Source organism: Brevibacillus invocatus (genome assembly GCF_003710915.1).
In the GTDB taxonomy this organism is placed as follows: domain Bacteria; phylum Bacillota; class Bacilli; order Brevibacillales; family Brevibacillaceae; genus Brevibacillus; species Brevibacillus invocatus.
Window position 1 is genome coordinate 51,802 of the sequence record NZ_RHHR01000035.1, and the last position, 21,175, is coordinate 72,976.

The window sequence follows — 21,175 nt, forward strand, 5'->3', positions numbered from 1 at the left end:
TGGACAAAATGGATCTCCAAGAGATTTGTCAACAGTATCGGGCACGTGTGATCCGTGTAACGCCACTTGAAGATTATTACTTGCTGGAAACCAACCGAGGTCCCAAAGAACTCCGGGTATGGCCGCGCGTGGATGTGATGCGCTGGTCGTTTGCATGGCGCGAACGACTGGCGCGTCAAGGTTTTCGCGGTCTGGAGCGCTTTATTCGGACGCGAGAGTCGAAGCCATTTGTCATCGTGGGAAAGCGTGGCGTGACGATGACGGATCATCAGCGCCATATCGAAGCCTGTCAGTCCAATCAGGAAGTAGCCCGCCAAACGGGACGTGTGATCGGCATGATGCATACAGCCCAACAGGAAAGTCCTTTGCTTTCCGGCTTGGAGTACCTCAATCAGGAAAAGCTGAAAGCGGAGACGGCGTGGAATCGCGCAAAAGCGCTGTTCGCATCCTATCGCAGGAGTCGCGCAGGAGAGGCCCGAGGCGAGCGGTGGGTGGCAGAACTGATGCCGTCGCTTCTCCAGCGAATGGAGCGTTCTTATGCCATGCTCTCTCACTCGAGCATTTCTGCGGATCAGATAGGGGTATCTCATCGGGACCTGACGCGCGACAACTGGGGAATGGTGAACGACAAGCTGTTTATACGCGGATTTTTTCGTCCCACATTATCTGTACAGCTACGTGATGTGGCGAATTATTTACGCGAAATGCACCTGACACATGGCGACTTTTCGCAGGTCGATTCCTTTTTGGATGGGTATCAGGAAAAGAAGCCGCTAACCTATGGGGAATACACACTCCTGCTAGCATTCATGGCTCGTCCCCGGGAAGTGTGGAATAGTGTGGAGGACTACGTGACACGACTCTCGCACGAGCAGCAGGTGCCAACGACAGGTATAGAGCGGGCCCTGGAATCTCAGCAGTCTGTTGACCAACTGCTGCGACATATTGCTGACCGTGCCGAGCGAGCAAGGGGTGAAGGCAGCCGTGAGTCGCCATGAGGATATTTTCCCGTTGTTTCAGGAATACGACATGTTTGCGCAGACGATAGACGTGGTCAAGGAGCCTAATGTCTTTAAAGCTACGACTCCCTACGGCATGTTCGTCTGCAAAAAATCGCCGGTTCCCAGCCAGCGAATATCGCAGGTGAGCAATATCCTGCGTCAGCTGCAGCAACGTGGTTGGGATGGGGCAGTGCCATACATTTACACCAAGTATGATGATCCTTTTGTGCAGCTCGATGAACAGGTGTATTATCTGACACGTTGGCAGCCAGGAGGTGAACAATGGGAGGATCAACCGCTCGCGTGGGCGACGCCTTGCTTGGAAAGGCTTGCAGAGCTGCATCATCTGACACAGAACTACCGGTTTGATGATCCACGGCAGGTGGAACCTCTGATTGATTCCTTGCTGAACAGATGGCAATTGTGGCTGGGGCAGATGCAAAAGGCAGCGGAGGAAGCCCGGTTGCGCACCTATCAATCTCCATTCGACATCGTCTTTCTGGCGAATCAGGGATTTATTGCCGATATGGCCAATCAAGCCATGGAGCTGCTCACGGAGTGGAGAGAGCGTCATCAGACACACGCCCATTTTCGCTTGTCCCTGATTCACGGCTATCCGCATCCGGCTCATGTCATACCGGATCGGACTGGTAAAGGTCGACTCATCAATTTTGATCGTGCTGTCTTTGATACACCGATCCGTGATCTGACCTTGTTTTACCGGACGTATTTTCATATGACTGGCGACCAGTCCGGCGCTTCCCAGCTGTTTCATCGGTATGCGGCGATTTTTCCGCTACGGCCAGATGAGATCGAGCTGCTTGCCGCTTTTCTTAGCTACCCGGAGAGAGTAATGCGCGACATTGACATTTATTACAATGGGAAGCGGGAGTGGAATGAGCTTTACGCGGTCAAGCGACTGGAAAAAGATATGGACCGTTTGATGCGGCTGCATCGCTGGGTCCAGCAAGCTTTTTAACAATCAACGTCTCGAACAGTGGGACGTTGATTTTTTTGTGCTCGAAGGTTTAAAGCCAATCCAACACGATCGCTACATAGACAAAGGCAAGGATTCCTAGCAGCACGACATCGAAGGATGTAGGAAAGATGATCGTGCGGACAAATTGAAATATGATCAGAGGTAGCAGGATCTGCTTACATCCAAATTTAATTCGCAAAAAAGTAGGATTGTACTTCCAGCGAAAGTTCATCTCGAAATCACCTCGTTCCAGCATATGCGGATGCTGGTGGGACAGTGCTAGTCATCCCTATGCAGGTTTGAAACGACTGAAAAGGGGGAAGGGCAAGAGAAACGAACCTATACGATGCAAGGTGATAAAGATGGTCTTGATAGCTTGGATTTACCTACTGGGGATCTGCCTGGGTGGCTGTATATTATGGGAAGCACGCAAACACGCAAAGGTCCAAAATGGAAACAATGTGTCTCTTTTGCAGGGCTTAGGCATGATCGCTTGGGGTATCGGTCATCTCCTTCTCCTGCATTCGTGGATGTGGGTACAAAATCTGAGCGTGCCGGTCTTCCTCGCCTTCTACGTCTTATTTCTCTGGTCCCTGCATCGCTTCCCCCTTCCTGCTTCTCTCTCCTACGAGCGCTGGAAAGCGGTCATGGATCTGTCGATGTTAATAGGAATCTACGTAGTAATCGCGATATTCAACTGGCTGTCCAAGGATATAGATAATACGTTTACCGACTTTATGCAGCTATACAGTGGCTTGCTTCTTTTTGTCCCCGCATTGTGTCTGCTTGCGGGAAACGAATTGACCGCAAAGAGTCCCACAAGAACCTCACGCAGAAAGCTTCTGCTCGCTACAATAGGATTTCTCGCAGTGGTAGTGATCCATCCCTATCTGCCGGTATTCGCAAGGGATGCTGCTCTCCTGACTGTGTCTATCGGCTTATGGCTGGGGCATCGATGGTATGGCAAAATAGACGGGAATGATGCCTTCGATTCTACCTATGAATTTCTGTATGCGAAGCTGAAGTTCTCTTATTATGACGGGATTGTCATTCTCTTTCTTATGATTGGAACAGCTGCTTCCCTAATCCTGATCCCCGAAATCCCGTTCGAGGGAAAGTTAGGACTCGCTCTGGGAATCTTGCTGTGCGCAAATCGTTTCTTCCTTTCGAAGCGCTCCAATCACCAATTGCTGAATGAGCTGTTCCTATCGGTGAACCAGCTGGAGGAGAACTATTCTGCTCAACTGCTTGCCTTGCAGGAAAAGAACAGCCAGCTTACTCAATTGCTTGGTCTGAACCGAAACTATGAGTTTCTGCTCAATGCCAGAAATGATATACAGATCCGGCCTGTAACGGCTGACTCCTTGCAGGATTTGGTGGAAGAGCTAGTCGGCAACTGGTACGCGAGAGTCCATACCATCACTTTCCTTCGTTTAACGCTTGAGTCCGAGGAAGGTGTCATGTATCATGGCGCTCAGCTTGGCGCTACGGATCACCCTGGCGTCATCCTTCGCGTCACAGAGCAAATGAAGGTAGATGATCTGCCTGATCCGATGAAATTGATCCGGTTTGTCACGCTGACTGCGGAAGTGAAAGCTGGAGAGTCGGGCGAAAAAGAGCTGGATCCCACCTTTTTCAGATTTTTACTGTTGCATGTTCACGACTATATTTTGCGTTGCCTGGACGATCGTCGCTCCGTTGCCTTTCGGGGTCTGGAAAAAGAAATGGAGCTGGCACAACGACTCCAATCTCTGCTGGTTCCAAGAGAGCAGCTTACCCTCGATCGTTTGATTGCACGCACGGTCTATTCTCCTGTTACGTATGTTGGGGGAGATTACATCGACTACATACGCATGGATGAGCGATTTACATGCTTCATCGTGGCAGACGTCTCGGGCCACGGTCTTCCGGCCAGTCTACTGGCGACAGGCATTCGCAGCGCGGTGCGAGCGGTATTACAAAAAAGCTGTGCACCCGATGAGATTTTGAGCCGCCTCAACCAGCTGCTGTACGATGATTTGTCCAAGACCCGATCATTTATTACGATGCTGGTCATGGTATACGATGGAGTTGAGCACAAGCTCCGTCTCAGCCGTGCAGGACATCCGCAACCGCTGTATGTGTCAGCTACCAAGCAAGTCGTACTACCCTGTGCTGGGGGCGTAGGGCTGGGCTTGCTGCCGAACAGCACATACGTCTCTGAGGATCTCTCATTGGACGAGTCTGCAATGATGCTGGTGTATACGGACGGTCTTCTGGATCGGGGCGGAAGCAACAATCAGGCCTATTCGAAAAAATGGCTGGAAGACCTCACTGTACTGCTTGGAAATCCTGCTGTAAACTGTATAAGCACGATGGATCGAGTCGAAGCTTTTTTGTGGGAAAAAACGAGAAATTTGCCACAGACTGATGATATTTCTGTTTTGATCATGCAATTTCAACCGCTAGAGAACGACCCATACGTACATAGCGGGGATAGGAGCCCATCCGTCTATTCGTCCAACATGCCCAATGCGACACTGATAAAGGAGGTTAAACCGTGATTCTGTGTGAGCAGTGTCCGAATAATCCTGAATGCCAAAAATGTCTGGATGCCCTGCGCTCCGGCAATTCGGCAAGGAAAGTCATTCCGCCACGTCCTGTGCGTGTTACTCTACTTGGCAGCAATGAATCAGGCCAGGTCTCCTTGGTCACGGTTAGCCGGACAGCCATTGGCCTGTACAGCCCCAACCTCCGCCTTCATGATCGTATCGAGGTGGAGCTGGCATACGATTTTCGCATCATTGGCACAGGTCTGAGAGGGATTGAGGGCGATCCTTTCTATGTTCTGGATATTGATAAAGTGCTTCGTCGTCAGGAAGTATTGGATCGTCTCCTCATCGAGGAATTTCACACCTGGCTGATGAGCGGTGAGCTTGATCCCTCCAATATTTTGGTAGACTGGAGAGATCGCGAAGATGAGAGGAGCCGACTCATCAAGCAGGAATTGCAAAAACTGTCTATTTTGAGACAGGTAGAAACCATCTTTCTCTATCATTTTGAGGCCGGGAATCTGCGTTCTCTCGGTTCAAGCAGAGCAGAGCCGGACGTCGAACGGGAAATGCGAAGATTGGTGAGCGAGGCTGCCAGTAGTGGGGCATCTTTGCGGGAGCAGCTGGTATCAGCCAACGGAGAAAAAGTATTTGAGCTGTACGCGTCACCTCTGCCGGATCAGACCTGTGGAATCGCCTTGATTGACGTGACCGAGGTTATCACGGAGGAGAGGAGACGAAAAAAACGAGAGTGGGAGCTTTATCGCGATCTGATGGGTGTAGTCACGAAAAATAAGTTACTGCTCTTGAGCGATGAGGAGCTGTTCTTCCTGCTTCGGGAGGGGCGAAAGCTGCTGTCGATTGATCTTCATGCTCCGGAAGATTTGGCTGAGCTGCGTTTTGCGTTCAGGCGAGCGTTGGAGCCTATGAAAATACCAGACAAGCGGCTTTTGCAATACATGGTAGCGGTGAATGAGGCTGCATCTAACACGATCAAACACGGAAATGGCGGAACAGTCACACTGTACGTGCTGTCTGACTGGACGAAGTGCAGAACGGTCATCCACGACCAGGGACAGGGAATTGTCCTGGAGGACCTGCCACGCGCTACGCTGCTGCAAGGCTACTCCACCCAACAGTCCCTAGGGGTGGGCTTTCATGTGATGCTTCAATATTGTGACAGGCTGTTTCTTGGAAGCTCCCATGCGGGCACGAAGCTGATCCTTGAATGTGGAAACAATCCTTGACCGTACAGATTTGAAGCGGCTTTGAGGTTTATATAGAATGGAATCAGGGAAATGAATCAGTGTGGAATGACTATCGTACGTAAATGATACCGAGAGGGGTTAAAATATGGACTACCGGGCAACTGAGACTAATGGGCATGCCACGTTATTTTTTGCCGGGGAGCTGGACATGGCTGTAGGAGATCAGGTCGGTCAGCTGCTTCAGCAATACGGAGAACGTAACCAGACCGTAAGAGTTGATTTTCAGCAAGTCTCTTTTGTGGATTCATCGGGAATCGGCAGTTTGTTCTTTACCACGAAAGAATTGCTCTCATTGGGGAAACAGGTGGAGATTGTCAATGTACGTGAGGAGATCTTGGATATTTTGCACGTGCTTGGCTTTACCCAAGCATTGGGGATCACCGTGGGAAAGGCCGAATAAACCGGGTTTGACGCAAAACCGTCTATTTGTATATAATATGTTGTAGCTGTCAACTACATATGTCATCAACGATGATCGGGAAGAGTAGGTCAGGACGCCTTTTCAGAGAAGAGAATCACAGCTGAAAGATTCTCTAAGGCAAGAATGGTCGAATGTCGCCCAGGAGTTGTTCCGGTGAAGCTGCACGTGTAGCCGGAAACGGTTCGCAGCCGTTATCTTGTTTGAGGGAATACACAATCGCTGTGTTAGGCATTGTGTGTTAACAAAGGTGGTACCGCGAAAATATCCTTTCGTCCTTTGGATGAAGGGTTTTTTTTATTATTTTGAAGGAGGAAAAGCCATGTCAACGCAACAAACACAAGACATTGATCAACTGCTGCCGAAAAATTATGATCCCAAGGCTGCAGAAAGCAAATGGTATCCATACTGGGTGGAGAAAGGGTTTTTCAAAGCAGAACGCGATCCGCAGAAAAAACCATTCACCATCGTCATTCCGCCTCCAAACGTGACGGGCAAGCTGCATCTGGGTCATGCGTTGGATACGACCTTACAGGATATCATTACCCGTACGAAAAGAATGCAAGGCTATAGTACGCTTTTTCTCCCTGGAATGGACCACGCGGGTATCGCAACACAGGCGCGTGTAGAATCGACACTGCGCGAAGAAGGCATCTCTCGCTACGATCTGGGCCGGGAAAAATTCGTGGAAAAGGTGTGGGAGTGGAAGCACGTCTACGCAGGTCATATTCTTGAACAGTGGGAAAAGCTTGGGCTTGCCCTCGACTACTCCCGTGATCGTTTTACGATGGACGAAGGGTTCTCTCGCGCCGTTCGCGAGGTTTTTGTTCGTCTGTATGAAAAAGGGCTGATCTATCGTGCCAATCGGATCATCAACTGGGACCCTGCAGCACGTACGGCGTTGTCGGATATTGAGGTTATCTACAAGGAAGTAAAAGGTGCCATGCACCACATGCGCTACCCGCTGGCAGATGGTTCGGGCTTTATTGAAGTGGCCACTACTCGACCTGAGACGATGCTCGGGGATACTGCTGTAGCCGTTCATCCTGAAGACGAGCGCTACAAGCACTTGGTAGGCAAAACCGTGATCCTGCCAATCGTAGGCCGCGAGATTCCAATCGTGGCAGATGATTACGTAGATCCTGAGTTTGGTTCCGGTGCAGTAAAAATCACACCTGCTCACGATCCGAATGACTTTGAACTGGGTCTGCGTCACAACTTGCCACAGATCGTTGTCATGGACGAAACGGGCAAGATGAACGAACAAGCCGGAATTTACCACGGACTGGATCGCTTTGCATGCCGCAAGCAGATCATTAAGGATTTGAGCGAGCAAGGCATCATGTTCAAGGTTGAGGAGCACGTCCACCAAGTCGGTCACAGCGAACGCAGCGACGCGGTTGTTGAACCGTACCTGTCGACACAGTGGTTTGTAAAAATGCAGCCTCTTGCAGATGCATCCTTGGCCAACGCAGCGAGTGAAGAGAGTGTCAAGTTCGTCCCAGAACGCTTTAAAAACAACTACCTGCGCTGGATTGAAAACATTCGCGACTGGTGCATTTCCCGCCAGCTTTGGTGGGGACATCGGATTCCAGCCTGGTACTGTGCAGATTGTGGAGAAACCATCGTTTCTCGTGAAGATGTAACAGAATGCGCTAGCTGCCACAGTCACAAGCTGGAGCAGGATAACGACGTTCTGGATACCTGGTTCTCCTCGGGTCTGTGGCCGTTCGCGACACTGGGCTGGCCGGAAGAGACAGAGGATCTGAAGTACTTCTATCCGACCAATGTACTTGTTACAGGCTACGACATTATCTTTTTCTGGGTAGCCCGGATGATTTTCAACGGCTTGGAATTTACAGGTCAAAATCCGTTCGAACATGTGCTGATTCACGGTATCATCCGCGATTCCGAGGGACGCAAGATGTCCAAGTCACTCGGCAACGGGGTTGATCCGATGGAAGTGATCGAGAAGTACGGAGCGGATGCGCTGCGCTATACGTTGGCTACCGGAAACTCGCCAGGGAACGATCAGCGCTTCTACTGGGAAAAGGTAGAGTCCAACCGCAACTTCGCCAATAAAATCTGGAATGCTTCCCGCTTTGCATTGATGAACCTGTCTGGCTTCCGTTACGAGGACATTGATCTCAGTGGTGAGCTGTCTACACCGGATAAATGGATTTTGTCCCGACTGCAAGCTACGATCGCAGATGTGACGCGACTGTCCGACAGCTTTGAATTCGGGGAAGTAGGACGCGTCCTCTACAACTTTATTTGGGATGACCTCTGCGACTGGTATATTGAGATGGCCAAATTGCCGCTGTATGGCAACGACGAGGCAGCCAAGAAAACGACACAATCCGTCTTGGTGACGGTTCTGGATCAAACACTTCGCCTCCTGCATCCGTTCATGCCGTTTATGACGGAAGAAATTTGGCAAGCGCTTCCGCATGAAGGAGAGAGCATTACGGTTGCAGCATGGCCGACAGTCAACGAAAATTGGATCTTTGCAGATGCAGAGGCAGAGATGAGCCTCTTGGTTGACGTCATCCGCAGTGTGCGCAATATTCGTGCCGAAGTGAACGTGCCGATGTCCAAAAAGATTGAGCTTCTAATCAAGCCAAGCGATGCCGTAGCTTTGGAAAGACTGACACGCGGTGAAGAGTATATTTCTCGTTTCTGCAATCCGGAACGTCTGGAAATCAGCCAAGAGCTGAGGACCCCTGACAAGGCGATGTCTGCTGTAGTCAGCGGAGCAGAATTATTCCTCCCGCTCGCAGGGTTGATCGATTTGGATCAAGAGCTGGCACGCCTGGAAAAAGAGCTGGCTACATTGAACAACGAAGTGGAGCGAATCGAGAAAAAACTCAACAACGCCGGTTTTATGGCGAAAGCACCTGCAAAAGTCGTAGAAGAAGAAAAAGCAAAAATGGCAGACTACATGGAAAAACGGGATAAAGTTATTGCCCGGCTTGCTGAATTGAAGGGCGCATGATTCGCCGTTTCATCGCATAATTTGAGAATGGAGCATTGCGGTATGAGTGCAGAAGAATTTGTGGAATACGAAGAAGGGCTCGATTGGCTGCACGGTCTTTTGAGATTCGGTGCCAGACCGGGTCTAGAACGGATGAATTGGGTCCTGGAGGAATTCAATCATCCCGAACGAAGACTGGCGTTTATTCACGTCGCAGGGACGAATGGAAAAGGATCTACCTGCGCGTTTCTGACGCAGATGCTGATGGAGGCGAACTACAGCGTAGGGACCTTCACATCCCCGTACATGGTTGATTTTCGGGAACGGATTCGATACAACGGCAGTATGATTTCCCAAGAGGATTTACTGACTTTGATGAATGAAGTGAAAGTCCTGGTAGATCGCTGTGAAAAAGAGACCTCTTTTGGCTCCCTGACGGAGTTTGAAGTCATTACAATCATTGCGATCCTGTACTTTGCCAGGGTAGTTAGACCGGCTGTAGTGGTTTGGGAGACGGGACTCGGGGGACGATTGGATTCGACGAATGTCGTCTCGCCCATCGTTTCTGTCATCACGAATGTTGGAATGGATCACACGCAAGTACTTGGCAACAGCCTGGAGGAAATTGCACGAGAAAAAGCGGGTATTATCAAGCCGGGTGTTCCTGTCGTTACCGGAGAACGCAGGCCGGAGGTACTCGCTGTACTCCAGGATAAGGCGAAGCAAACCAGAAGCACGCTGTACCAGATCGGCAACCACTTTGATGCACAGCAGGTAGCAGAACAGTTGGGTGAACAACAGCTGCGTTACAAGAGCATCCATCGCCGGGAGCCCAGCAGCTATCGTTTGACCATGAATGGCATGCATCAGACGGATAACGCCGCTGTCGCTTTAATGACGATAGACGTGCTGCGAAACTACTTTTCCTATTTGCTGGAGGAAGAAGAAATCGTTCGTGGTTTGCAACAAACCCGCTGGCCTGGCCGTCTAGAAATAGTCTCCCCTAGACCGATGGTAGTCTTGGACGGGGCACACAACCAAGAGGGAATTGCGGCCTTGACGGGTAGTTTGAAACAGCTTTTGCCGGCGGGGACGCGTTTGCATCTGCTGTTTGCAGGGCTGGGAGATAAGCCTCTGACAGGGATGGCAAAGGCACTCGACCCATTGAAGGATCAAATCGAAGCCCTTCATGTGACTTCGTTTGATTTTCCGCGAGCCGCTGACGCGCAGACCTTGTATGAAGCGTTTCGAACAGGAGGATGGGAAGACGAGTATTTGGATACCGTCCCCGACTGGCGTGCTTTTCTCTTATCTTGGATGCAAGAGAAGCAATCGGCGAAGGCGGATGACTGGCTAGTCATCTGCGGTTCGCTCTACTTCATCGCCCAAGTGCGCGCATTCTTTCCCACTACAGTAGAAGAGGCAGGTGAATAGGGTGGATCAGGCACAACACGTCCACTTTGTGGGCATCGGCGGATATGGTATGAGTGCGATTGCTCGTGTCTTGATTGACCTTGGTGTAAAGGTAACCGGCTCGGATGTCGCTTTGAATGACTTGGCGAAAAAGCTGGAAGCAAGAGGTGCAATCGTGCATATTGGCCATTCTGCGTCCCACATCGAAGGAGCAGACATGATCGTATATTCCACCAGTATTCCCAAAGACAATCCGGAGGTCGTTGCGGCACAGGAGCAAGGCATCCCTGTCTTGCATCGCTCTCAAATGCTTGCCCAAATCTTGAACGAGCGTACAGGAGTTGCAGTAGCAGGTGCTCATGGCAAGACAACGACCACCTCCATGATCGCTCATGTGTTAGAAGAGTGCGGCGTAGATCCGACGTTTATTATCGGCGGAGAGCTGGTGAATGCAGGGACCAATGCCAAGGCAGGTTCCAGCCCATACGTAGTTGCAGAGGCAGATGAAAGTGACGGCTCCTTTTTGGAGTACCGACCAGTCTATGAAATCGTAACAAGTATTGAGCCAGATCATCTGGAGCATTTTGATGGTGATTTCAACAATTTGAAGCAAGCGTACGTCAAATTTTTGGGCCATCTCAAGCCAGGTGGCAAAGCTGTGCTCTGCATCGACGATGTTCATGTGAGAGAGGTGCTTCCTACTGTCACGGAATCGGTTATTACCTATGCCATCCAAGAGCCTTTTGCAGGGCAGGCAGATTACAGAACGAGTGAAATAGAGTGTGGGGATCGACGGGCGAAATGCCTGATCTATCATCAGGATCGTTTACTGGGAGAGATGTCTCTCAACGTTCCAGGAAAGCACAATATCGCCAATGCGTTGGCAGCGGCCATCGTCTGTCTCGATATTGGCCTTGACTTTGAGCAGATTGCTGCTGCGCTGACCACGTTCCGCGGGGCCAAGCGTCGCTTTCAAATCATTGGTGAGGCCAGGGACATTCTTGTCGTAGATGACTATGCTCACCATCCAACGGAAATTATTGCGACCCTTCGCGGTGCCAGAGCATCCGGGAAACGGGTGATTGCTGTCTTCCAACCGCAACGCTACACCCGTACCTATTTTCTGATGGATGAGTTCAGCCGTGCTTTTGGTGAGGCGGACGAAGTGATCATTACCGATATCTACTCGCCTGCTGGGGAGGCAAGAATCGAAGGGGTTAACTCTGAGGTTCTGGTCCAGAAGATCAGAGATAACAGCCATCCCCGTGCGCAGTATATCCCTACGAAGGAGCAAGTTCAGGAGCATCTCTACCAAGAGCTGAAGCCGGGAGATCTGGTTCTGACGATGGGAGCCGGAGACATCTGGAAGTCGGCCTACTGGCTGGCAGAGAAAATCGGGAAATAATGCATGAAGGAAAAGCCTTTTTCGCTTCCGAGCGAAGGGGCTTTTTTCTTTAGACGTGCTTACTTATGCTCTTGAAGGCATAAGATTATGAAATTCATTCCGTTGTAAGCATTACGAGAGATTACTATAAGAAAAGTTAAATTGAATGCATGGAAGCTGGAACCCAAGCTGGAGATGCATGATATCTCGGTTATTTTGGACGAGGTATTGATCACCGTAGAAGCTCTCCCAAAAATGCCAAAAGTGGGGGCTGCTTGATCACCCAAAAGAACACCTCTGATGATAAATCGTCTATTTTCTTGTAGATCGCCAAGAATACAGGCGGTTTTTTCGTTGGTTTCAAGGGTAGACAAAAAACATTAGGCTATTGTTTCCAGCGGTGAAGTCGAGGAAAATAGAAGTGTTCTACATAACTCGTGAAAAAGGATTTGGACCATGTACAACTATAGCCTGTTGGAAAGCTTATTATTTTTGTCTACTCCTTTCAACGATCGAAAGCTTGCGAGTGCGCTGCAAGGCAAGACGATTCTGATAACAGGGGCAAGCTCCGGGATTGGAGAGCAGCTAGCCTATTTACTCGGGCAACTGCCCGTTCATCTCATTTTGGTGGCTAGAAGAGAAGAAAAGCTCTCCCAAATCAAGCAAGAGCTCAAAACAAAGAATGCCAAGGTCCATATTTTTCGGGCGGATCTTAGAAATGAGGATGAGCTGGAAGATTTCTTGACCTTTCTTCATCAACAACCTGATGGAGTAGATATCGTAGTAAACAACGCAGGCATTTCCATCAGACGTTCGATTATGGACTCGCTAGACCGTTATCACGATTTTACCCGAACGATGGCGATCAACTATTTTGCTCCTGTCAGACTGCTGCTGTCTGTCATCCCCCAGCTCCAACAAAATCAGGGACAAATCATCAACATCTCTACGATCAATACTTCGTTGATCCCTCTCCCTTATTGGGCAGCTTATCAGGCTTCCAAGTCCGCTTTTGATACCTGGTTTCGATCCGCAGCACCCGAACTGAATGCCAATGGAATCTCCACAACGTCGATTTATCTGCCTTTAGTCAAAACCCCTATGATTCTGCCTACGGCTGCTTATCAGAACATGCCTGCCATGCGTGCAGAGCATGTCGCCCGAATCATCGCCAAATCCATGTATACAAAACGCAGAGTGTTCAAGCCATGGTGGCTGGTATTTGGGCAGTTTTCATCCATTTTCGGCAGGGGGCTTTGGGAGCGGTTCTTACCAGGAAAGCTGCGAGAGAGGGGGAAGTGATGTGCGGATTGTGATACTGATTGAGATCCTGTACAAGTTGAGGCTGCTTTCCCCAGCGGGGCTGTTCCGATTGATAAAAGCCATTTTTCAATATGGAATGAATGTGATGGCACTCTTGCGCATCGCTGAGCGCACTTACGGTCAAAAAGTTGCAATCGTCGATGACCATGAAACGATTACCTATCAGCAGCTATGGTCTCAGTCCGAACACCTCGCACTCGCCTGGAAGCAGACATACGGCCTGAATAGCGACAAGAAGGTAGGAATCTTATGTAAAAATCATGCTTCACTGGTGAAAGCCATTTTTGCTACGTCCTATACCGGCGCTGATCTTTACATGCTCAATACCGAAATGAGCGCACGACAGCTCAATCAATCGCTGGATGGTTGCGAAATCGATTTGCTCATTTATGATGAGGAATTGACTACCCTGATCGAACAATCAACGTATGCCAAAGACAAGCTGTTGAGCTATCATGATCAATTGCCCGCTATCAACAACCTGACTCAGTCCATCGTGAATGAAAAATTCATGCTTCGCAGAGCCTCTTCAAGCAAGATCATGCTGCTGACAGGCGGTACTACCGGAGCTTCTAAAAAAGTCCCGCACAAGCCTTCCTTGTTCCATTACCTGCCGCCATTGTCAGCGCTGCTATCCAGGCTTCATCTTTTCCGATATCAGACTACTTATATTGCAACTCCCATCTATCACGGCTACGGGATCGCGTTCTTGCTGTTATGCGTCGCACTAGGAAAAAGAATCGTCCTGACAGCTGGCTTTGAGCCGGCAAAGGCATGTGACCGCATACGGGAGCACCAGGTGGAAGTCGTCACCGTCGTACCATTAATGCTCTATAAAATGCTGAAACACAGTGCAGCAGATTTGAAGTCACTTGCCTGTATCGCATCTGGTGGTGCTGAACTGAATCCAAAGCTCGCGGCAGAGGTGTTTAGCACATGCGGCGATATCTTGTACAATCTGTACGGGACATCAGAAGCGGGGTTGATGGTCATTGCGACACCAGCGGATTTAAAGGCGTCCCCTAATACGATCGGGAAGAAAATCGAGCATGTCCGATTAAGTGTGCTGGATCACCAGCATCAAAAGCTGGGTGTGGGTGAAATCGGTCAATTATGCGTGAAAAATACTAGGTTCAAGCACGACGGAAATCAAACCTGGATAGGAACAGGCGACCTCGGTTACCGGGATGAACGAGGTTACTACTATTTATGCGGGAGAACCGATGACCGAGTGATTTCAGCAGGGGAAAATGTGTATCCGATCGATGTCGAGCAAATCTTGATCCATCACACTTCCGTAGAAGATGTAGCGGTGATAGGGATACCCGATGAAACGTTCGGACAACGGCTGAAGGCTTTCGTGCAATCAGCCCCGCAAGCAGACCTGACGAAGGAACAGCTGCTCGAATGGCTGCGTCCTAGGGTGGCCAGGTATCAGATGCCAAAAGAGATCGTTTTCGTGGAGCAGATTCCGTATACCCATTTGGGGAAGGTCGATAAGAAGCAATTATCGTAGTGGCTGAAAATTCCGCAATCCAGAAGAAAATCATATAAACACATGCTGATATAATGAAAAAGAAAATCATAAAAAGGAGGCAAGAGGCATGTATAAATCAGGGCTGGCCATATGGTACAACGTTGCGAACTTGGACCGAACGCTAGATTTTTACACGAGAGGACTACGCTTTGAGGTGGAAGACATTGAACTCGCAGTAGCTGAATTAAAATCACGCGGTGTTTCATTCACGGAGAGATTGAGACAATACCCGAGTTTGTAAAGCTTGCAGTCTTTCATGATCCGGACGGGCATCGCTTTGAGTTTTCCCAGACTTTAGCGAGTCCTTGATGATTCGAAGAACCCAATCTATCCGAAAAAGGAATGTCTATGTGGCTTCGCTTCATGCGGGCTACAATTTTTATTAAAAATTAGTACCAGGTGCTAATATCTAGTGCTATAATCAAAGGAGATGAAGTAAAAATGATCGAAGGAGTGAAGCGCAATGACAGTAGCTGCCCAGGGCTCAAAAGCGCGTATCACGGCTATTGGTACGTATGTGCCCGAACGTGTTCTCAGTAATCATGACCTGGAAAAAATGGTGGACACCTCGGATGAGTGGATTCTTCAGAGAACTGGAATACACGAAAGGAGAATCGTAGAGAAGGATCAATTTACGAGTCACTTAGCGATAGAAGCAGTAGCCAATCTGGCGAAAAACTACAGGAAGTCTCTTTCAGACGTGGATATGGTGCTGGTCGCCACTTCTACAGCTGACTATCCATTTCCGAGCGTGGCCAGCCAGATTCAAGCACACTTTGGCATGTCAGGAGCGGGGGCGCTTGATCTTTCGGCTACATGTGCGGGCTTTACCTATGGCATTCACGTCGCCAACGGATTGGTCAGCACAGGCTTGCATCGCAAAGTGCTGGTTGTAGCCGCAGAGACATTATCCCGCGTGACTGATTATACCGACCGGACGACCTGTGTTCTTTTCGGGGATGGTGCAGGTGCTGTACTAGTGGAGAGTGATGAAGCCAATCCGAGCATTCTTGCGACCCATGTTGGTGCAAAAGGAGAAGGAGGAATTCATCTGTACCGCGCTGGACTGTCCAGTCAAATGCACGGCCAAACGCTACAAGGCAATGGGTGTATGGTTCAGAACGGTAGGGAGGTTTATCGTTGGGCCGTCACGACTGTGCCTGCTGGCATGCGGGAAGTGATGAACCAAGCTCAGATGACGCTGGAACAGGTAGACTGGTTCATTCCCCACAGCGCCAACCTGCGCATGATCGAATCGATCTGTGAGAAGAGCGGTTTTCCCATCGAGAAGACCCTATACAGCATGGAGTACTATGGCAATACATCAGCAGCAACGATCCCACTGGCATGGGAGCGGGGGATCATGCAGGGAAAAATCAAACAGGGAGACACACTCCTTCTCTACGGCTTCGGCGGCGGTTTGGTCCATGCGGGTATGCTCCTGACTTGGAATCCATAACGCAGGACGCGAGAAATAGACTGTCTAGGCAAGTTAGTGATTGCTAGACAGTTTTTTTTGTCCAAATCCAATATGTGAAGATGAGCAAGGCGGAATCACAATAAAAGGAGTTTGCCTATGCTCTCATTTGCTCTTCCAATAGAGCCCTTCACGGTTGAGCGAATCATCCAGCTCATCCTGCTGGGGCTGTGCTTTTCTGTTTCTTGGACGGATTTTAAGGAAAGACGTATTCCCAACCTGGCCTTGCTGATTGGTTTTATGCTCATGCTGGCATTGCGTTTGTTATGCGGGGGAGAGTGGTCATGGTTGTCTGCTATTCCTTTTGTTGCTGTTGTCCTGGTCTTTTTTGGAGGGATAGCGTTGGTTTGGCCAGCATCGATCGGGATGGGGGATGTCAAACTGCTTGCATGCGCAGCTTACGCACTGGGAGTCGGTCCATTCTTCCTCGTACTGACTATCGCCAGTATGACGGCATTGTTAGGTGCCAGTCTCCTGCTTCTTTTCGATCAAGCAAGCCGGACACACTCCCTTCCGTATGCTCCTTTTCTGAGTGTGGGGCTGCTGTCCTGGTTTGTCTCTGCTTTCTGGGAATAGCCCAAACAAATCAGTCATAACTCGTCCCGTGATCTCGTATGCTGGTACAAAGAGCCTGTAGCTGGGAGGGCATGACGGTGAGCGGAACGAAAGGAAATAACCTCAGAGTAAAAGTAAACGGCCAAAACTGGCAAGGCACTGCACGGGAGAAAGAAGAGCTGCCTCGTGCAAACCATAATCCATCACCCAAGAGACAGATTCAGGGGCCTTCCCTTCCGTTGTCGGAAATAGAGAAGATGAGCAAACGTGATGATGCCTGGGATCGGATGATGCAAATTCGTTCTGCGGCTGCTGCGGAACCTGAGCGACAGCATGAATCCTATACGGCTCCTGAACACGATTATCGCAGGGAATATATAGAGGAAGATTCCCATGAATGGTCTTCGAATCGCTTTCAATCCTTTCTTCCCAAAGGGGCCTTTCTCCGAACCCTGCTTACAACAGGGGGAGCCATTGCAATCGGTCTCGTATTTGGAATCATGGTCCTGACGATTTTCTCGCAGGAACAGTTTTCGACTTCTTATCGCACTGTTTTGTCCGATACGGTGGAGACGCTGACTGCACAACCCGAGTCACCGAGCAACAAGCAGACCACTCCAACGGGGCCAGTACTGCCGGGTGATCAGGGAAGCGCCGCTCAGCCGACTGCTTCAACAGGAGCTGCAATGAGCCTGTCCTTACAGTTGCCAGAGGTGAAGATGCATGTGGCACAGGTAGGCGTCTTTCAATTGGATGCTCCTGAGGAAGCCGCGACCCAATCCCTGACCAAGCTCGGGCTTCCGCATCTGCTTTACAACGATTCCACCAAACAGTACATGTTTGCCGCAGCAACCACATCCCGAGAGGCAGTACTGGGCTTTGCCAGCAACCTGAAAACAAAAGGTCTCGAAGTGTTTGTGAAAGAGTTTAGCTTCCCGGCGTACCAGGGGGAAGTGAAGATCGAGCAGTCAGCAGAACCGACAACAACCCAGCCAAATCTGGACCTGTTTTTCACAGCTGGAAGAGAGCTTACCGAAGCTTTGTCGGCCCAGTCAGGTCTGGTCATCACTAGCGCCCAGCCTGCCATCGCCCCTGCAGATACGGCGACATTGAAAGAAAAGCATCGGAAGTTCCTGGAGGCTGGAAAAGTGAACACACTGCCTGCTGAATGGCAGCCGTATTTTCAGGAAATGGTCAACGGGCTGAATCAGGCAGTAGCGGCACGTGACAAAATGGCAGAGGCATCAGGAGGCAAAAAGACAGAAAGTGCTGAATCGTATGCTTGGCAAGTGCAGGGCGGAATTCTTACCTATTTGGAGAGCTACACCAAGTGGCTTCAGCAGCTTGATAAAGGTAAATCCATATAAAAGCAATCAGGACTTCTCACAAGTTTTCTTGCGGGAAGTCTTTTCTTTCTATACAGTTACTTCCAAGAGCATTAGGGATTGTTTCACCCCCTCCCATTTGCTACACTTATTGATGGTTAACGTGAATCCCTTAGCAATCTAGGGAGTGGAATCATGGGGAAAGAGACGCTCACACTCGTTTTTCTGTTGATTTGTGGACTTTTATTTGGAAGTATAGTGGGCGAAATCCTGAAACCTTGGATTCCGTTCTTGACCACGAGCAAAGAAATTACGTGGTCACCTTCCGCAGATTTGGAAATTTTGAAGTACGATTTGAACTTTCAGCTAAAACTAAATCTAGCCAGTATCGGAGGGCTCGCCCTCGCCTTTTGGATACATCGACGAATGAAGTAGGTTGATACGGATGCATACAGATAAAACTTTGATCCTTGCCTCGTCTTCGCCGCGTCGCAAGGAATTGCTGCAGACGCTAGGATTAACTTTCACCATCCAGACTAGTGATGTCGATGAAACCACTAGCCCTGGCTTATCCCCACAGGAGGTCGTCGAAGAGCTTGCTTTGCGAAAAGCAAAAGAAGTGGCGTGCCGGTTGAATGAGGGAATCGTGCTTGGCTCTGATACGATTGTCGTCCTGAATGAAGACATATTGGGCAAGCCAGTGGACGAAACCGATGCCTATCGAATGCTGTATGCTTTGCAAGGGTGTGAACATACTGTGTACAGCGGGGTTGCACTGATTGACGCTGCGACAGGAATGTCTGAGGTTTCGTATAGTCGGACTCAAGTCAGAATTCGCCCCCTTACCTCGGAAGAAATCCATGCCTATATCGCTACACGAGAGCCGATGGACAAGGCCGGATCGTATGCGATACAGGGAATTGGATCCACCCTGGTAGAAGGAATCGATGGCGATTATTTCACTGTCGTTGGTCTTCCGCTGTGTTTGACCGCTGCTATGCTTGCGCGCTTTGGTATTAAGGTTTTGTAAGTTGCTTTGCTTGATTTCAAGCAGCGACGGCTAATCCTTCATGATCGTCTCCCACTGTAGCCGTTTCAAGGATTAGGTGAACTGGTTGGAGGCGATGCGAAATGTCAACAAATACCTGTAACAAAATCGTGCCAAAAAACGTCCCTTACTATGATCGTCCCCGGGAGAGACTACTTCGCGAAGGAGCAATCCATCTGTCGGATACAGAGCTTCTCGCCATTTTACTGCGGACTGGTAGGGAGCAGGAATCAGCTTATCAGCTTGCTTCACGCTTGCTGTCGACGTTTGGCGACCTGCATGGATTGGCTCAGGCTGCCCATTCGGAGTTGACGGAACTAAAAGGAATTGGCCAGGTCAAAGCAATCGAATTGCATGCAGCGTTTGAACTAGGGCGTAGGTTAAGGAACGCTCCCAGACAGGCGCGTACGACGATTCGCTTGCCTCGTGATGTGGCTGATCTCATGATTCCTGAGTTGGCTCATTTGACACAGGAGCATTTTGTCTGCCTATTTCTCAATACCAAAAACCATGTGATTGGCAAACAGACGATATTTGTTGGAAGTCTGGACTCCTCGATTGTGCATCCTCGTGAGGTTTTTAAAGAAGCAATTCGGCGCAGCAGCGCATCCGTCATTTGCTTACATAATCATCCAAGTGGTGACCCGACACCGAGCAGAGAAGATATAGCGATCACACGTACCTTATGTGAAGCTGGTGAGCTAGTTGGGATATCACTCTTGGATCATGTCATTATAGGGGATGGCAAATACATCAGCTTGAAAGAGCAAGGGTACATGTAAAGCAAGTCGGTCCGACTCGACCGCCATTGTCACATCCATTTTCGTGATACAAGGAAAGCTGCTTTCACGGAAAAAAGCTCGCAACTGTCTAATACTGGAAGGAGTTTTCGTATGTTTGGTGGATTTACTCGTGACTTAGGGATTGACCTGGGCACTGCCAATACACTTGTTTTTGTAAAAGGTAAAGGTATTGTAGTGCGTGAACCTTCTGTTGTAGCAATTCGTACGAATAACAATTCGATTGAAGCGGTGGGAAATGCGGCCAAGAACATGATCGGCCGCACACCTGGAAATATTGTAGCGGTTCGTCCCATGAAGGATGGCGTGATCGCCGACTTTGACACGACTGCTACCATGATGCGTTACTTCATTAATCAAGCACAAAAAAATCAAGGGATGTTCAGCCGCCGTCCCAATGTAATGGTGTGTGTACCGTCTGGTATTACTGCTGTGGAGAAGCGCGCCGTTGAGGACGCGACCAAACAGGCAGGCGCCCGGGAAGCGTACACGATTGAAGAGCCATTCGCAGCAGCGATCGGCGCTGATTTGCCTGTCTGGGAACCGACAGGAAGTATGGTTGTGGATATCGGTGGAGGAACGACGGAGGTTGCCATTATTTCTTTGGGGGGAATCGTGACGTCCCGTTCGATTCGTGTAGCTGGGGATGAGATGGATGAAGCGATCATCCAGTACATCAAACGCCGCTACAATCTGATGATCGGGGAACGTACAGCAGAGACGCTCAAGCTGGAGATTGGTTCTGCCATCGCACCTGATGAGGTAGAAACCGTTGAAATTCGCGGGCGAGATCTGGTGACCGGGCTCCCGAAAACCTTGAGTGTGAGCAGCTCGGAAATTGCTGAAGCTCTTGCTGAGACAGTGGCAGCTATTGTGGAAGCGGTGAAAGTAACGTTGGAGAAGAGTCCGCCCGAGCTAGCTGCGGACATTATGGATAGAGGGATTGTTCTGACAGGTGGTGGGGCCCTTCTGCGAAACATGGATCGGTTGTTGAGTACGGAGACAGGAATGCCCGTTCACATTGCAGAAAATGCCCTTGACTGTGTGGCGATCGGAACTGGACGAGCGTTGGAAAATATGCACTTGTTCACTTCGAAGCACGGAATCACCTCTTCCCGACAAAAACGGGGTAAATAAACGGA

At 49.7% G+C, this 21,175-nt stretch carries 18 protein-coding genes and 1 other annotated feature; of the genes, 17 read left to right on the forward strand and 1 reads right to left on the reverse strand.

Annotated features, from left to right (window positions below):
• Positions 1-8 precede the first annotated feature (8 nt).
• Complete coding sequence (locus EDM52_RS17905; protein WP_245997080.1) at positions 9-998, forward strand: protein kinase family protein; 990 nt, start codon at positions 9-11, stop codon at positions 996-998.
• Complete coding sequence (locus tag EDM52_RS17910) at positions 985-1,980, forward strand: protein kinase family protein (protein WP_122910321.1); 996 nt, start codon at positions 985-987, stop codon at positions 1,978-1,980. The genes EDM52_RS17905 and EDM52_RS17910 overlap by 14 nt, the downstream gene beginning before the upstream one ends.
• Positions 1,981-2,029: 49 nt before the next feature.
• Here EDM52_RS17910 and EDM52_RS17915 read toward each other — a convergent pair whose 3' ends face one another.
• The gene (locus EDM52_RS17915) at positions 2,030-2,212 is read right to left on the reverse strand and encodes a hypothetical protein (protein WP_122910322.1); all 183 of its coding nucleotides are present in this window, start codon (positions 2,210-2,212) and stop codon (positions 2,030-2,032) included.
• Positions 2,213-2,342: 130 nt separating this feature from the next.
• Between EDM52_RS17915 and EDM52_RS17920 the strand changes: the two genes are divergently transcribed.
• The 15 genes from EDM52_RS17920 (at position 2,343) to EDM52_RS17995 (ending at position 21,170) form a co-directional block, all read left to right on the forward strand.
• A complete protein-coding gene (locus EDM52_RS17920) occupies positions 2,343-4,523 on the forward strand; it encodes a PP2C family protein-serine/threonine phosphatase (protein WP_245997074.1) in 2,181 nt (726 codons plus the stop codon).
• A complete protein-coding gene (locus tag EDM52_RS17925; RefSeq protein WP_122910323.1) occupies positions 4,520-5,758 on the forward strand; it encodes an ATP-binding protein in 1,239 nt (412 codons plus the stop codon). Before EDM52_RS17920 ends, EDM52_RS17925 begins: the two co-directional genes overlap by 4 nt.
• Positions 5,759-5,864: 106 nt before the next feature.
• The gene (locus EDM52_RS17930; protein WP_122910324.1) at positions 5,865-6,179 is read left to right on the forward strand and encodes an STAS domain-containing protein; all 315 of its coding nucleotides are present in this window, start codon (positions 5,865-5,867) and stop codon (positions 6,177-6,179) included.
• A 62-nt stretch (positions 6,180-6,241) separates the two neighbouring features.
• Positions 6,242-6,480 (forward strand) — a binding site (T-box leader).
• 39 nt (positions 6,481-6,519) lie between these two features.
• Positions 6,520-9,192, forward strand: coding sequence for a valine--tRNA ligase (locus EDM52_RS17935; RefSeq protein ID WP_122910345.1), 2,673 nt, complete (start codon positions 6,520-6,522; stop codon positions 9,190-9,192).
• A gap of 42 nt (positions 9,193-9,234) precedes the next feature.
• Positions 9,235-10,605: a bifunctional folylpolyglutamate synthase/dihydrofolate synthase gene (locus EDM52_RS17940; protein WP_122910325.1), complete on the forward strand. Its 1,371-nt coding sequence runs from the start codon at positions 9,235-9,237 to the stop codon at positions 10,603-10,605.
• A gap of 1 nt (position 10,606) precedes the next feature.
• Positions 10,607-11,989 (forward strand): UDP-N-acetylmuramate--L-alanine ligase, encoded by a 1,383-nt coding sequence (gene murC / locus EDM52_RS17945; protein ID WP_122910326.1) that lies wholly within the window; start codon positions 10,607-10,609, stop codon positions 11,987-11,989.
• A gap of 435 nt (positions 11,990-12,424) precedes the next feature.
• Positions 12,425-13,270 carry an SDR family NAD(P)-dependent oxidoreductase gene (locus tag EDM52_RS17950; RefSeq protein ID WP_122910327.1) on the forward strand — a complete coding sequence of 282 codons (846 nt, stop codon included), beginning with the start codon at positions 12,425-12,427 and terminating at the stop codon, positions 13,268-13,270.
• A 1-nt stretch (position 13,271) separates the two neighbouring features.
• Positions 13,272-14,807 (forward strand): AMP-binding protein, encoded by a 1,536-nt coding sequence (locus EDM52_RS17955; RefSeq protein ID WP_245997078.1) that lies wholly within the window; start codon positions 13,272-13,274, stop codon positions 14,805-14,807.
• 484 nt (positions 14,808-15,291) lie between these two features.
• Positions 15,292-16,287 carry a ketoacyl-ACP synthase III gene (locus EDM52_RS17965; RefSeq protein ID WP_122910328.1) on the forward strand — a complete coding sequence of 332 codons (996 nt, stop codon included), beginning with the start codon at positions 15,292-15,294 and terminating at the stop codon, positions 16,285-16,287.
• A 117-nt stretch (positions 16,288-16,404) separates the two neighbouring features.
• Entirely contained in the window at positions 16,405-16,881 is a 477-nt protein-coding gene (locus EDM52_RS17970) for a prepilin peptidase (protein WP_122910329.1), read from the forward strand.
• A gap of 71 nt (positions 16,882-16,952) precedes the next feature.
• Positions 16,953-18,227 carry a hypothetical protein gene (locus tag EDM52_RS17975; protein ID WP_122910330.1) on the forward strand — a complete coding sequence of 425 codons (1,275 nt, stop codon included), beginning with the start codon at positions 16,953-16,955 and terminating at the stop codon, positions 18,225-18,227.
• A 153-nt stretch (positions 18,228-18,380) separates the two neighbouring features.
• Entirely contained in the window at positions 18,381-18,620 is a 240-nt protein-coding gene (locus EDM52_RS17980; protein WP_122910331.1) for a DUF4321 domain-containing protein, read from the forward strand.
• Positions 18,621-18,630: 10 nt separating this feature from the next.
• A complete protein-coding gene (locus EDM52_RS17985; RefSeq protein ID WP_122910332.1) occupies positions 18,631-19,215 on the forward strand; it encodes a Maf family protein in 585 nt (194 codons plus the stop codon).
• A 101-nt stretch (positions 19,216-19,316) separates the two neighbouring features.
• Positions 19,317-20,015 (forward strand): RadC family protein, encoded by a 699-nt coding sequence (radC, locus tag EDM52_RS17990; protein ID WP_122910333.1) that lies wholly within the window; start codon positions 19,317-19,319, stop codon positions 20,013-20,015.
• Positions 20,016-20,126: 111 nt separating this feature from the next.
• Entirely contained in the window at positions 20,127-21,170 is a 1,044-nt protein-coding gene (locus EDM52_RS17995) for a rod shape-determining protein (RefSeq protein ID WP_122910334.1), read from the forward strand.
• The last annotated feature ends 5 nt before the right edge of the window (positions 21,171-21,175 follow it).

Coding starts and splice junctions, on each gene's coding strand:
- EDM52_RS17940 (WP_122910325.1), top strand. CDS start 9,235: ATGAGTGCAGAAGAATTTGTGGAATACGAAGAAGGGCTCGATTGGCTG.
- EDM52_RS17995 (WP_122910334.1), top strand. CDS start 20,127: ATGTTTGGTGGATTTACTCGTGACTTAGGGATTGACCTGGGCACTGCC.
- EDM52_RS17935 (WP_122910345.1), top strand. CDS start 6,520: ATGTCAACGCAACAAACACAAGACATTGATCAACTGCTGCCGAAAAAT.
- EDM52_RS17970 (WP_122910329.1), top strand. CDS start 16,405: ATGCTCTCATTTGCTCTTCCAATAGAGCCCTTCACGGTTGAGCGAATC.
- EDM52_RS17980 (WP_122910331.1), top strand. CDS start 18,381: ATGGGGAAAGAGACGCTCACACTCGTTTTTCTGTTGATTTGTGGACTT.
- EDM52_RS17965 (WP_122910328.1), top strand. CDS start 15,292: ATGACAGTAGCTGCCCAGGGCTCAAAAGCGCGTATCACGGCTATTGGT.
- EDM52_RS17905 (WP_245997080.1), top strand. CDS start 9: ATGGATCTCCAAGAGATTTGTCAACAGTATCGGGCACGTGTGATCCGT.
- EDM52_RS17975 (WP_122910330.1), top strand. CDS start 16,953: ATGACGGTGAGCGGAACGAAAGGAAATAACCTCAGAGTAAAAGTAAAC.
- radC (WP_122910333.1), top strand. CDS start 19,317: ATGTCAACAAATACCTGTAACAAAATCGTGCCAAAAAACGTCCCTTAC.
- EDM52_RS17930 (WP_122910324.1), top strand. CDS start 5,865: ATGGACTACCGGGCAACTGAGACTAATGGGCATGCCACGTTATTTTTT.
- EDM52_RS17920 (WP_245997074.1), top strand. CDS start 2,343: ATGGTCTTGATAGCTTGGATTTACCTACTGGGGATCTGCCTGGGTGGC.
- EDM52_RS17915 (WP_122910322.1), bottom strand. CDS start 2,212: ATGAACTTTCGCTGGAAGTACAATCCTACTTTTTTGCGAATTAAATTT.
- EDM52_RS17985 (WP_122910332.1), top strand. CDS start 18,631: ATGCATACAGATAAAACTTTGATCCTTGCCTCGTCTTCGCCGCGTCGC.
- EDM52_RS17950 (WP_122910327.1), top strand. CDS start 12,425: ATGTACAACTATAGCCTGTTGGAAAGCTTATTATTTTTGTCTACTCCT.